The 12,998-nt window shown below is 51.7% G+C and carries 10 protein-coding genes, 1 pseudogene and 1 riboswitch; of the genes and pseudogenes, 3 read left to right on the top strand and 8 right to left on the bottom strand.

Going from position 1 to position 12,998, the window contains the following annotated elements:
* Positions 1-101: 101 nt before the first annotated feature.
* Together murI and btuB are read right to left on the bottom strand one after the other, a co-directional pair.
* The gene (murI, locus tag E0D98_RS05990) at positions 102-959 is read right to left on the bottom strand and encodes a glutamate racemase (RefSeq protein WP_000201827.1); all 858 of its coding nucleotides are present in this window, start codon (positions 957-959) and stop codon (positions 102-104) included.
* Positions 904-2,749 (bottom strand): annotated as a pseudogene (gene btuB, locus E0D98_RS05995) (TonB-dependent vitamin B12 receptor BtuB). Before btuB ends, murI begins: the two are co-directional and overlap by 56 nt.
* A gap of 64 nt (positions 2,750-2,813) precedes the next feature.
* Positions 2,814-3,004, bottom strand: a riboswitch (cobalamin riboswitch).
* A 113-nt stretch (positions 3,005-3,117) separates the two neighbouring features.
* On the opposite strand from btuB, the gene trmA reads away from it, so the two are divergent.
* Positions 3,118-4,218, top strand: coding sequence for a tRNA (uridine(54)-C5)-methyltransferase TrmA (gene trmA, locus E0D98_RS06000; protein ID WP_000187022.1), 1,101 nt, complete (start codon positions 3,118-3,120; stop codon positions 4,216-4,218).
* Between the two features lie 39 nt (positions 4,219-4,257).
* Here trmA and E0D98_RS06005 read toward each other — a convergent pair whose 3' ends face one another.
* Positions 4,258-4,617, bottom strand: a complete 360-nt coding sequence (locus E0D98_RS06005; protein WP_000806411.1) for a YijD family membrane protein — start codon at positions 4,615-4,617, stop codon at positions 4,258-4,260.
* The gene (gene fabR, locus E0D98_RS06010) at positions 4,617-5,267 is read right to left on the bottom strand and encodes an HTH-type transcriptional repressor FabR (protein ID WP_001309117.1); all 651 of its coding nucleotides are present in this window, start codon (positions 5,265-5,267) and stop codon (positions 4,617-4,619) included. The genes E0D98_RS06005 and fabR overlap by 1 nt, the downstream gene beginning before the upstream one ends.
* 330 nt (positions 5,268-5,597) lie before the next feature.
* On the opposite strand from fabR, the gene sthA reads away from it, so the two are divergent.
* On the top strand, positions 5,598-6,998 hold the full coding sequence (sthA, locus tag E0D98_RS06015) for a Si-specific NAD(P)(+) transhydrogenase (protein WP_001120810.1): 1,401 nt from the start codon (positions 5,598-5,600) through the stop codon (positions 6,996-6,998).
* On the opposite strand, the gene oxyR is transcribed toward sthA, so the two are convergent.
* The 4 genes from oxyR to argC form a co-directional block, all read right to left on the bottom strand.
* Positions 6,981-7,898 carry a DNA-binding transcriptional regulator OxyR gene (oxyR, locus tag E0D98_RS06020; RefSeq protein WP_001025939.1) on the bottom strand — a complete coding sequence of 306 codons (918 nt, stop codon included), beginning with the start codon at positions 7,896-7,898 and terminating at the stop codon, positions 6,981-6,983. The two genes, sthA and oxyR, sit on opposite strands and share 18 nt — an antisense overlap.
* 266 nt (positions 7,899-8,164) lie before the next feature.
* A complete protein-coding gene (argH, locus tag E0D98_RS06025; protein WP_001230069.1) occupies positions 8,165-9,538 on the bottom strand; it encodes an argininosuccinate lyase in 1,374 nt (457 codons plus the stop codon).
* Between the two features lie 60 nt (positions 9,539-9,598).
* Positions 9,599-10,375, bottom strand: coding sequence for an acetylglutamate kinase (argB, locus tag E0D98_RS06030; RefSeq protein ID WP_001302318.1), 777 nt, complete (start codon positions 10,373-10,375; stop codon positions 9,599-9,601).
* Between the two features lie 7 nt (positions 10,376-10,382).
* Positions 10,383-11,387 carry an N-acetyl-gamma-glutamyl-phosphate reductase gene (gene argC, locus E0D98_RS06035; protein ID WP_000935370.1) on the bottom strand — a complete coding sequence of 335 codons (1,005 nt, stop codon included), beginning with the start codon at positions 11,385-11,387 and terminating at the stop codon, positions 10,383-10,385.
* A gap of 153 nt (positions 11,388-11,540) precedes the next feature.
* Between argC and argE the strand changes: the two genes are divergently transcribed.
* Positions 11,541-12,692, top strand: a complete 1,152-nt coding sequence (argE, locus tag E0D98_RS06040) for an acetylornithine deacetylase (RefSeq protein WP_001298964.1) — start codon at positions 11,541-11,543, stop codon at positions 12,690-12,692.
* Positions 12,693-12,998: the final 306 nt, after the last annotated feature.

Raw genomic sequence — 12,998 nt, forward strand, 5'->3', positions numbered from 1 at the left:
TGCCGTTGTTCCGTGTCAGTGGTGGCGCATTATAGGGAGTTATTCCGGCCTGACAAGAGGAAATTTAAAATAATTTTCTGACCGCGCAACATTCAACCAAATCAGCCTAAAACTGCCAGTTTTTCGAGCGTTTCGAAGCCGTAACGCTGTAAAACGGGCAATAATTGTTCAGCTTCTGGCGTCATTGCCATACAAAAGGCAATATTCGCATCGGCAGATTTTGCATCCGGAGCTTCATGTTCTAACAGCCAGGCCGTTCTGCGAGCAATCGCTGCGCCAGAATCCACCAGCCGGGTTCCCTCTGGCAGCACCTGTAAGAGTTCTTCTTGTAGTAGAGGGAAATGGGTGCAACCCAATACAACGGTATCTGGCGGCTCTTTCATTCTTAACCACGGGCGTAGGATACGTTTTAGTGCATCCAGAGAAACATCTTCGCCATGCAGCTTCGCTTCAGCCAACTCAACCATCTCTGCCGAGCCCAGCATTTCTATCTGGCATTCATTAGCGAAACGCGCGATCAGCTCATGAGTATAAGAACGTTTAACAGTTCCGCGGGTTGCCAGTAATCCGACAATGCCATTTGCCGTCAGACGTGCAGCAGGTTTAATCGCCGGCACGACACCAACAACCGGGAAGTCGAACTTTTCGCGTAATGCAGGAAGTGAAACGGTACTGGCGGTGTTGCAAGCGACCACAGCCAGCGCAAGGGGATAACGTTCTTGCACTGCGGTGACAATTGCCACCACTCGCTCAACAATAAACTCTTCGCTTTTTTCGCCATACGGAAAAGCGACGTTATCGAAAGCATAAATGTAATGGAGATCCGGTAAGAGATGCCGGATCTCGTCATAGACCGACAACCCACCGACGCCGGAGTCAAACACCAGCACGGTGGGACGTGGTTCAGAAGGTGTAGCTGCCAGACAAGGTGTATTCCCGTCCTGCAGTTTGGTAGCCATAGACTGTCTCATAATCTTTGTCGAACAGGTTGGCTATTTTACCACGAACTGTCAGGTGAGAGGTGACCGGATACGCAACCGCAAGATCCCACAAGCTCACACCGCCCATTTTAACGGTTTGATAAGGATAAGATGAGTAATCCTTATCATAGCGAGTGCCTAAATACTGATAAGTAATACCCCAGTCGAAGTCATACAACTGCCAGTCGAGCTGGTATTTCACCTGCTGTTTAGCACGGCGTAACAACGGCGTGTCGGTAATCGCATTGCGCGCATCGACATAATCATAACTCACAGTATGCGTCAGTGGTCCGGTATCAAAATTGGCGGTCGCCTCGACGCCCTTAATCCGCGCTTTCCCTTCGTTGTAATATTTCAGGGTGTGATCATCATAATCGATCAAGTCACTGACATCGTTACGATATCCGGAAATACGCCAGTTCACCCCAGCGGTTAAGCCTTCAAACGCGCCTTCCCACTGTTTGCTTTTCTCCGGGTCCAGATTCGGATTTCCGTAGAAGCCATACAGTTGCCCCAGATTTGGTGCCTTATAAGATGTCCCGTAGGAAGCAATGAAGCGATAACCTTCGATGAATTCCCAACCGGCGCTGGTTTGCCAGGTTCCATGACGACCAAACTGTGAGTTATCGTCACTGCGTGCTGCGCCTTCAAAGGTAAAATCGCCGACTTGTTGCAGCCCGGTCAGATAGATGCCGGTATTACGTTGATCATATCCATTCTCAACATAACCTGTACCCGGCGTCGTAGTCTGTTTCTGCCAGTCGACACCCGCACCAATACTACCGTGACCAACGATGACATTGTTTGCCCACTGGACGGTGTATTGCTTCATCTCATCGAGCGTCGCCGACGAATCATAACGACCAAAATGGGGATCGTAGTTGTAATCTTTGCTATGGCTATAGCTGGTAATGAGTTGTGATTTAATCAGTTCGCCGTTATAGCGCAGCCCGGCGTCCCAACTTTGGCTATAGAGTTTACGGGTATCGAGCAACGGTGAACCGGGAGAATAATACGCGTCATAATTGGTACGGTTATCATAGCCATAGCCGCGCACAAAGCCGCTCCAGGCATCAGTAAAGTTATGCTCCAGCGCGCCATAAAGCGTTTTACTTAAAAAACCATCGTTATCTGTCTGCGCTTGCGTTCCGGTATTACCATAGGCAACAACATCATAACCATGAGTATGGGCATAATCGCCCAACAGCGTTACCCGTGTCTTATCCCCCAGTTGTTGCTGCGTAGAGACATCATAGTTCTGATAACTATTGCTTCCCCACCCTGCTGAAATTTCCGTTCCGGGTTCATCGCGCGTCGTGATGATATTCACCACCCCGCCTATTGCATCGGAACCATAAACAGCGGAGCGCGGCCCACGGATATATTCAACACGCTGGACAAGCGCAATAGGGAACTGGCTAAGGTCGGCAGAACCACTCACCCCCCGCCAGATTCAGGCGTACGCCATCAATTAACACCAACACATGACTGGCATTTGTACCGCGAATAAAAATAGATGAGAGCTGACCTGAACCGCCGTTTTGGGTGATATCGACGCCCGGAAGACGGCGCAGCACATCATTGACCGAGGTCGACTGCCAGCGGTCGATATCCTGACGGGTCACAACGGTGGTTGGTGCAAGCACAGTGCTGCGCGGCTGTTCAAAACGGTTAGCAGTAACGACGAGAGTATCCGGGCTGGTATCCTGTGCCCAAGCGGAAAAGGCTGTGACAGAACACGCCGTCAGCAGCGAAGCTTTTTTAATCATTGTAAAGCATCCACAATAGAAGAAGGATGCCGCAGGTTTCATCAATATTACGCGATGATGAGAACCAGATGCGACGTTGGCCGGCAGGTCTTCGGGCTTGGAGGGGTATCTAAGATACTAAGAGATGATGACTTCCCACCGGATGGCAGTGTCCGCATAACGCAATCATCGCACCTTTCCTTACCGCTGCGCGTCAGCTCCAGATTCGCACTGGATTCCCTATTAACTCACAGGACCGGCAAGTGGATGCTACAGGTTGTAACAAGTTACTGTCCAGACGTAGCTCACAAATAGGAATTCATCAAGATCTGGACATCTGATGAGCAATCCCTACAATCGCCGCGTACTTTAATTTTTCAGGATACATCATGACCCCCGAACACCTTCCAACAGAACAGTATGAAGCGCAGTTAGCCGAAAAAGTGGTACGTTTGCAAAGTATGATGGCACCGTTTTCTGACCTGGTTCCGGAAGTGTTTCGCTCGCCGGTCAGTCATTACCGGATGCGTGCGGAGTTCCGCATCTGGCACGATGGCGATGACCTGTATCACATCATTTTCGATCAACAAACCAAAAGCCGCATCCGCGTGGATAGCTTCCCCGCTGCCAGTGAACTCATCAACCAGTTGATGACGGCGATGATTGCGGGTGTGCGTAATAATCCCGTTCTGCGCCACAAGTTGTTCCAGATTGATTACCTCACCACGCTGAGTAATCAGGCGGTGGTTTCCCTGTTGTACCATAAAAAGCTGGATGATGAGTGGCGTCAGGAAGCGGAAGCCCTGCGCGATGCACTGCGCGCGCAGAATCTGAATGTGCATCTGATTGGTCGGGCAACGAAAACCAAAATCGAGCTGGATCAAGATTACATCGATGAACGTCTGCCGGTCGCAGGGAAAGAGATGATCTACCGTCAGGTAGAAAACAGTTTTACCCAGCCGAACGCGGCGATGAATATTCAGATGCTGGAATGGGCGCTGGACGTAACCAAAGGCTCAAAAGGCGATTTACTGGAGCTGTACTGCGGCAACGGTAACTTTTCATTAGCACTGGCGCGCAATTTTGATCGGGTATTAGCCACCGAAATCGCTAAGCCGTCGGTTGCTGCTGCGCAATACAACATCGCAGCTAACCATATTGATAACGTACAAATTATTCGTATGGCGGCAGAAGAATTTACTCAGGCGATGAATGGTGTACGCGAGTTTAATCGCCTGCAAGGGATAGACTTGAAGAGTTATCAGTGCGAAACCATTTTTGTCGACCCACCGCGCAGCGGTCTGGACAGTGAAACCGAGAAAATGGTGCAGGCGTATCCACGTATTCTGTATATCTCCTGCAATCCGGAAACGTTATGCAAGAATCTGGAAACATTAAGCCAGACGCACAAGGTCGAACGTCTGGCTCTGTTTGATCAGTTCCCCTACACGCACCATATGGAGTGCGGCGTATTACTGACCGCGAAGTAAAACCCATGCCGGATGCGCCAGCATCCGGCATAATACCGATTACTCAGCAACTTCCTGCTTACGGTTACGCATCTTCGCGCCAATCCAGAACACCATAATGACGGAGAGTACTGCCGGGAAGAAGTTAGAGCCGATATCCGGATATTCCGCACGAACTACCGTGCTGTACAGCAGTACGCCGAGAATAAAACAGGCAGCTGCCAGACCCGGCAAGCCTACCGGCATGGTGCGATTAAGATAACGTTGATGCAGGCAGTAAACCGTCAGCACCAGGGAAATAATCGGGAATACAGAAAATGGCACAATGGAGCTAAACAGCGCTGCGAAAGTACCATTAATCGATAAGCCAGCAACCAACGCCAGCAGCAGCGTACCTCTATCTTGATTTGCTTGTTTCATTACTCGTCCTTCACATTTCCCGGAATAATTGCGGTTTTCTCTTGTTCACGGCGATACCAGTAATAAGCCCCTTTCGAAATCATTCGCAGTTGCAGTACCAGTCGCTCTTCTAATTGCCGACGTTGTTCGACGCCGACGTCCAACGCCTCGGCACCCGCACTGAAGACAATTGTCACCATTGCTTCGGCTTGCGCTTCAGTAAACGCACGCGGCATATGGTTTTCGAGTTCCAGATAGTCCGCAAGTTCCGCAATGAAGTGCTGAATTTCACGCGCAACGGCGGCACGAAACGCAGCGGAGGTGCCGGAGCGTTCCCGCAATAATAACCGGAAGGCGTTAGGATTATTACCGATGAACTCCATAAATGTGGAGACCGAGGTGCGGATCACACTCCCGCCTTTGGCGATACGCTGACGCGCCTGGCGCATGAGTTGGCGTAGCATTAAACCGCTCTCATCAACCATGGTCAGACCCAGTTCGTCTACGTCGCGGAAATGCCGATAAAAAGAGGTGGGAGCAATGCCCGCTTCACGCGCCACTTCACGCAAACTCAGGCTGGCGAAGCTGCGTTCAGCACTTAATTGGCTAAATGCGGCTTCCACCAGCGAACGGCGGGTTTTTTCTTTTTGTTGCGCTCTTACGCCCATCACGATGTCTGAATCCTTGCCAAAAGTACTGCTGGCACTATACCAGAGAATGAACATACTGGATTGCTCCAGTATTGTGAATGAACGGTAACGCAATAAAACATATTTACTGCAATTCTTTGGCCGGTTCTTTTACGTACAGCGGAAACCTGCCGCTTAAACGGAGAGTATCGTCGATAAAAATCCAATAAAACGTCAGGGCAAAAGTAAGAAACAGACAAAGCAAAGGCCGCTCAGGATATAGCCAGATAAATGACGGGGATCAATTGGCTTACCCGCGATAAAATGTTACCATTCTGTTGCTTTTATGTATAAGAACAGGTAAGCCCTACCATGCCACATTCCTACGATTACGATGCCATAGTAATAGGTTCCGGCCCCGGCGGCGAAGGCGCTGCAATGGGCCTGGTTAAGCAAGGTGCGCGCGTCGCAGTTATCGAGCGTTATCAAAATGTTGGCGGCGGTTGCACCCACTGGGGCACCATCCCGTCGAAAGCTCTCCGTCACGCCGTCAGCCGCATTATAGAATTCAATCAAAACCCACTATACAGCGACCATTCCCGACTGCTCCGCTCTTCTTTTGCCGATATCCTTAACCATGCCGATAACGTGATTAATCAACAAACGCGCATGCGTCAGGGATTTTACGAACGTAATCACTGTGAAATATTGCAGGGGAACGCTCGCTTTGTTGACGAGCATACGTTGGCGCTGGATTGCCCGGACGGCAGCGTCGAAACACTAACCGCTGAAAAATTTGTTATTGCCTGCGGCTCTCGTCCATATCATCCAACAGATGTTGATTTCACCCATCCACGCATTTACGACAGCGACTCAATTCTTAGCATGCACCACGAACCGCGCCATGTACTTATCTATGGTGCTGGAGTGATCGGCTGTGAATATGCGTCGATCTTCCGCGGTATGGATGTAAAAGTGGATCTGATCAACACCCGCGATCGCCTGCTGGCATTTCTCGATCAAGAGATGTCAGATTCTCTCTCCTATCACTTCTGGAACAGTGGCGTAGTGATTCGTCACAACGAAGAGTACGAGAAGATCGAAGGCTGTGACGATGGTGTGATCATGCATTTGAAGTCGGGTAAAAAACTGAAAGCTGACTGCCTGCTCTATGCCAACGGTCGCACCGGTAATACCGATTCGCTGGCGTTACAGAACATTGGGCTGGAAACTGACAGTCGCGGACAGCTGAAGGTCAACAGCATGTATCAGACCGCACAGCCGCACGTTTACGCGGTGGGCGACGTGATTGGTTATCCGAGCCTGGCATCAGCGGCCTATGACCAGGGGCGCATTGCCGCGCAGGCGCTGGTAAAAGGCGAAGCCACCGCGCATCTGATTGAAGATATCCCTACCGGCATTTACACCATCCCGGAAATCAGCTCTGTGGGCAAAACCGAACAGCAGCTGACCGCGATGAAAGTGCCATATGAAGTGGGCCGCGCCCAGTTTAAACATCTGGCACGCGCACAAATCGTCGGCATGAACGTGGGCACGCTGAAAATTTTGTTCCATCGGGAAACAAAAGAGATTCTGGGTATTCACTGCTTTGGCGAGCGCGCTGCCGAAATTATTCATATCGGTCAGGCGATTATGGAACAGAAAGGTGGCGGCAACACTATTGAGTACTTCGTCAACACCACCTTTAACTACCCGACCATGGCGGAAGCCTATCGGGTAGCTGCGTTAAACGGTTTAAACCGCCTGTTTTAACACTTTATCGAAATGGCCATCCATTCTTGCTCGGATGGCCTCTGCCAGCTGCTCATAGCGGCTGCGCAGCGGTGAGCCAGGACGATAAACCAGGCCAATAGTGCGGCGTGGTTCCGGCTTAATGCACGGCAGATAAACAACCCCATCGCGTTTGCGCTCCGGCGGCACAGCCAGCGCTGGCAGTAAAGTGATCCCGCTACCTGCCGCCACCATGTTGCGCAGCGTCTCCAGGCTGGTCGCGCGGAAGTGTGTATCTTCATCCGCCCCGGCTTCAAAACAGAAACCCATTGCCTGATCGCGCAAACAGTGACCATCTTCCAGCATCAGCAGTTTTTCCCCTGCCAGATCGGCCATCGGTACGCATTCGCGGTTCGCCCACGGGTGATCTTCATAGATAGCCAGCAACATTGGCTCATCAAACAACGGCACTTCAATGAATGCTTCGCTCTCTTTCACCAGCGCGAGGATCACGCAATCGAGTTTGCCGCTGTCCAGTTGCGCCAGTAACTGGTGGGTCTGTGCTTCATGCAGATACATTTCCAGCTTTGGAAAGGTCTGGTGCAGCATAGGGATAATATGCGGTAGCAGGTACGGTCCAACTGTGGGAATCAAACCAATATGCAGCGGTCCGGACATCGTCTCGCCCTGCTGGCTTGCCATCTCTTTAAGGACTTTCACCTCACGCAGCACGGTACGCGCCTGATCCACCAGCAGCATTCCCGCCTGGGTGAACAACACTTTACGGCTGGTCCGCTCCAGCAACATCACGCCCAGCTCATCTTCCAGCTTACGAATTTGCCCGCTAAGCGTCGGCTGGCTAACGTGGCAGGAATCTGCCGCACGCCGAAAATGGCGGTGTTCAGCCAATGCCACCAGGTACTCAAGATCACGAATATTCATTATCCATCCTCCATCGCCACGATAGTTCATGGCGATAGGTAGAATAGCAATGAACGATTATCCCTATCAAGCATTCTGACTGATAATTGCTCACAGAAACGGAGCGGCACCTCTTTTAACCCTTGAAGTCACTGCCCGTTTCGAGAGTTTCTCAACTCGAATAACTAAAGCCAACGTGAACTTTTGCGGATCTCCAGGATCCGCTTTTTTTTGCCATAAAAAAGCCCGGCGATAAGCCAGGCTCAAATTTATACATATAAATGTTCTTACCCCAACCGCGCCTGCGCAAAAGCAATTGCCTGCGCCACCTGCTGCGGTGAGACGCCGCCTTTTGCCGCACGCTTGTCGAGGCACGATTGCAGCGACAGAATCGGATAGACATCTTCGTCAATCACCGGGCTGAATTTCTGCAACTCGTCGAGCGGCAGATCTTCCAGCGGTTTGCCCTGACGAATGGCTTCCACCACCGCTTCACCAACAATATGGTGCGCCTCGCGGAACGGTACGCCTTTCGCCACCAGATAATCCGCCAGTTCGGTGGCGTTGGCGTAACCCTGCTGAGCCGCTTCCTGGCAACGTGGACGTTTCACCTGAATGCCGTCCAGCACCAGCGCCGCCATATGCAGGCAGTCCAGCCAGGTATCGAGCGCGTCGAACAGACCTTCTTTGTCTTCCTGCATATCTTTGTTGTAAGCCAGCGGCAAACCTTTCAGCGTCATCATCATGCCGGTTAACGCCCCCTGCACCCGACCGCATTTACCGCGAATCAGCTCCAGCGCATCCGGGTTTTTCTTCTGCGGCATTAATGATGAACCGGAAGTCACGCGGTCAGAAAGCTCCACAAACCCCGCTTCGCCGGTGTTAAAGAAAATCAGATCTTCAGCAAAACGCGACAGATGCACCATGCCGATAGCGGCAGCAGAAAGCAGTTCCAACACATGGTCACGGTCAGAAACGCTGTCCAGACTGTTACGGGTCGCCGAAGCAAAGCCCAGCCAACCTGCTAACTGTTCACGGTCGATTTCATAGGCCGTTCCCGCCAGCGCGCCACAGCCTAATGGGCTGACATCCAGACGCTTAAGCGCATCCTGCAAACGGCTTTCATCACGCGCCAGCATCTCAACATAGGCCAGGCACCAGTGCGCGAACGTCACCGGCTGGGCGCGTTGCAGGTGAGTGTAACCTGGCATTACCGCGTCCTGATTGTTTTGTGCGGTTTCCACCAGCGCCGATTGCAGCTGCCGGTTAGCCGTCAGCAACTCGCCAACGGTATCTTTGCACCACAGTTTCAGGTCAGTCGCTACCTGATCATTACGGCTACGCCCGGTATGCAGCTTTTTGCCTAACTGGCCCACTTTGTCGATCAGTTTGCCTTCCACCCAGCTATGGATATCTTCGGCGTCGCTTTCAAGGATTTGTTGTGGCCTGGCGCGAACATCTTCCAGCAACACGTTCAGCGCCTCTTCCAGTTGCGCCTGCTCTTCTGCGGTTAACACGCCGACCGTTACCAGGGCTTTGGACCAGGCCACAGAGCCAACAATATCCTGCTCCGCCAGACGGTAATCAAAGCGCAGTGAGTCGTTGAATTGTTTGAACCGTTGATCTGCTGCCTGGGTAAAACGCCCGCCCCAAAGTGCCATAACTCTGTTTCCTTATTTTGAAATTCAATGCCGGAAAGCTGCGCCTCCGGCTAACAAAACTTAAGCTAAAATCCGCGTACCCATCGGCATACCGTTAAACAGTGCCGGAAGCTGTTCCGCATGACGCCAGGAGGCGATATCTACCGGACGGCCCAACGTGCGCGCAGCATCCAGCGCCGCGTTCACTTTCACTATCATGCCGTCAGTAATAATGCCCTGCTCAATCAGTTGTTCTGCTTTCGCGGCGGTCATTTCGGCAATACGTTGCCCTTTGCCGTCGAGAATGCCACTCACGTCGGAGAGCAAAATCAGATCCGCGCCCAGCGTTGCCGCCAGCGCCGTTGCCGCCTGGTCGGCATTGACGTTCATCAGTTGCCCTTCGTCTGTTACGCCAATGGAGCTGACCACCGGCAGATAACCGTTCTCCAGCAAGGAGTTGATAAGCTTAGGCGAACCTGGCTGCGCCAGTCCAACATGACCTAACTCTTCATCAAGCTGGGTCACTTTGACGCTGTCGCCGTCACCGAGAAACAAACCTACGGCCGCAATCTGATGTTTCTTCGCCCATGCCAACAGGGTTTTATTTGCCGTTCCCGCCAGTGCTCCGGTGATAATGTCTATCTGATCAGCAGGCGTCACCCGCAGGCCGTTTTTCTTTTTCACCGGCAGATTCAGCCCTTTCATCAGCTCATCCACCACGCAACCGCCGCCGTGCACAATCACCAGCGGACGCTGATGTGACTCACGATAATTCACCAGTGCGCTAAACAGACGTTCCAGCGCCTCTTCACTATCCAGCAGTACGCCGCCCAGTTTGATAATTAATGGATTCATCATTGCACCCTTAAATAAGAGACTGCGTTTCCGCATAGCCGAAACGAATATTGGCGCACTGTACCGCTTGTGCCGCCGCGCCTTTCAGTAAGTTGTCTTCGGTCGCCACAATAATCAGATGCTCGCCCTGAACGGCAAACCCGATATCGCAAAATGGCAGCCCAACGACATTTTTCAGCGCCGGAACGCCTTTGTCATACAGCCGCACCAGCGGTTTATGGGCATACGCCTGCTGTAACACTTGCGCGACTTGCGCCTGGGTCACACCCGATTTCAGGCGGCAGGTAATGGTTTCGAGAATGCCGCGCGGGAAATTGCCCAGATGTGGGGTGAAGATAACGTCAGCACCGAGGTGTGTGGCGATCTCTGGTTGATGGCGATGAGTAAAGACGCCATACGGTTGCAGGCTAACTTCACAAAAGCTGTTTGAAATGGCCGCTTTACGCCCTGCACCGCTCACGCCGCTGGTGGCGTTGATCACCGGCCACTGATTGAGGTCAAGAAGATCGGCATCAATCAACGGTTTCAGCGCCAGCTGTGCCGCCGTCGGATAACAGCCCGGCACCGCAATCAAATTCGCTTCTTTTAATTTATTACCGCACCACTCCGCCAGACCGTAGGCTGCCTGTTCCAACAGTTCCGGGTATTGATGGGTAAAGCCGTAATATTTTTCATAGAAGGTGGCGTCGTTAACACGAAACGCGCCGGAAAGGTCGAACACCACGCAGCCCGCTTCAAGAAACTGCGGCGCTAAATCGTGGCTAACTTCATGGGCGGTGGCGAGAAACACTACGTCCACCCCTGGGCTAAACTCGCTGATATCCGACATCGGCTGCAACGGCAGATCAACGATGCCTTTTAGCTGCGGATGCAAATCGGAGATTAACTTTCCCGCATCATTGCTTTGCGCTGAAACAGTCAAAGCGGTTATGTTCATATGCGGATGGCGATTTACATAGGTCACTAGCTCTGCGCCAGCGTAGCCGCTGGCACCCACAATCAGCGTATTCAACATCGGGGCTATTCACCTTCTTATGTCTGGTTGCCAGGTTAAACGTAAAACATTCACCTTACGGCTGGTGGGTTTTATTACGCTCAACGTTAGTGTATTTTTATTCATAAATACTGCATGAATATTGATACTATCATGACCAGAGGTGTGTCAACAATGAAAAACAAATTACCGCCATTTATCGAGATTTACCGCGCTCTGATTGCCACACCTTCAATAAGCGCCACGGAAGAGGCACTCGATCAAAGCAATGCAGATTTAATCACTCTGCTGGCGGACTGGTTTAAAGATTTGGGCTTCAATGTGGAAGTGCAGCCTGTTCCAGGAACTCGCAACAAATTCAATATGCTGGCAAGTATCGGACAGGGGGCTGGCGGCTTGTTGCTGGCGGGGCATACCGATACGGTGCCATTTGATGACGGTCGCTGGACGCGCGATCCGTTTACACTGACGGAGCATGACGGCAAGCTTTACGGCTTAGGCACCGCCGACATGAAAGGCTTTTTTGCGTTTATCCTTGATGCGCTACGCGATGTCGACGTCACGAAACTGAAAAAACCGCTCTACATTCTGGCGACTGCTGATGAAGAAACCAGTATGGCCGGAGCGCGTTATTTTGCCGAAACTACCGCCCTGCGCCCGGATTGCGCCATCATTGGCGAACCGACGTCACTACAACCGGTACGCGCACATAAAGGTCATATCTCTAACGCCATCCGTATTCAGGGCCAGTCGGGGCACTCCAGCGATCCAGCACGCGGAGTTAACGCTATCGAACTAATGCACGACGCCATCGGGCATATTTTGCAATTGCGCGATAACCTGAAAGAACGTTATCACTACGAAGCGTTTACCGTGCCATACCCTACGCTCAACCTCGGGCATATTCACGGTGGCGACGCTTCTAACCGTATTTGCGCTTGCTGTGAGTTGCATATGGATATTCGTCCGCTGCCTGGCATGACACTCAATGAACTTAATGGTTTGCTCAACGATGCATTGGCTCCGGTGAGCGAACGCTGGCCGGGTCGTCTGACGGTCGACGAGCTGCATCCGCCGATCCCTGGCTATGAATGCCCACCGAATCATCAACTGGTTGAAGTGGTTGAGAAATTGCTCGGAGCAAAGACCGAAGTGGTGAACTACTGTACCGAAGCGCCGTTTATTCAAACGTTATGCCCGACGCTGGTGTTGGGGCCTGGCTCAATTAATCAGGCTCATCAACCTGATGAATATCTGGAAACACGGTTTATCAAGCCCACCCGCGAACTGATAACCCAGGTAATTCACCATTTTTGCTGGCATTAAAACGTAGGCCGGATAAGGCGCTCGCGCCGCATCCGGCACCGTTGCCAAACTCCTGTGCCGCAATAATGTCGGATGCGATGCTTGCGCATCTTATCCGACCTACACCTTTGGTGTTATGTATGGCGATTTTTTAACATTTCCATAAGTTACGCTTATTTAAAGCGTCGTGAATTTAATGGCGTAAATTCCTGCTATTTATTCGTTTGCTGAAGCGATTTCGCAGCATTTGACGTCACCGCTTTTACGTGGCTTTATAAAAGACGACGAAAAGCAAAGCCCGAGCATATTCGCGCCAATGCGACGTGA

Source organism: Escherichia sp. KCJ4928, from assembly GCF_004352695.1.
Classification (GTDB): domain Bacteria; phylum Pseudomonadota; class Gammaproteobacteria; order Enterobacterales; family Enterobacteriaceae; genus ECMA0423.

Excerpts from the sequence above, each read along its gene's own strand:
- murI (WP_000201827.1), bottom strand. The coding sequence starts at position 959 with ATGGCTACCAAACTGCAGGACGGGAATACACCTTGTCTGGCAGCTACA.
- trmA (WP_000187022.1), top strand. The coding sequence starts at position 3,118 with ATGACCCCCGAACACCTTCCAACAGAACAGTATGAAGCGCAGTTAGCC.
- E0D98_RS06005 (WP_000806411.1), bottom strand. The coding sequence starts at position 4,617 with ATGAAACAAGCAAATCAAGATAGAGGTACGCTGCTGCTGGCGTTGGTT.
- sthA (WP_001120810.1), top strand. The coding sequence starts at position 5,598 with ATGCCACATTCCTACGATTACGATGCCATAGTAATAGGTTCCGGCCCC.
- oxyR (WP_001025939.1), bottom strand. The coding sequence starts at position 7,898 with ATGAATATTCGTGATCTTGAGTACCTGGTGGCATTGGCTGAACACCGC.
- argH (WP_001230069.1), bottom strand. The coding sequence starts at position 9,538 with ATGGCACTTTGGGGCGGGCGTTTTACCCAGGCAGCAGATCAACGGTTC.
- argB (WP_001302318.1), bottom strand. The coding sequence starts at position 10,375 with ATGATGAATCCATTAATTATCAAACTGGGCGGCGTACTGCTGGATAGT.
- argC (WP_000935370.1), bottom strand. The coding sequence starts at position 11,387 with ATGTTGAATACGCTGATTGTGGGTGCCAGCGGCTACGCTGGCGCAGAG.
- argE (WP_001298964.1), top strand. The coding sequence starts at position 11,541 with ATGAAAAACAAATTACCGCCATTTATCGAGATTTACCGCGCTCTGATT.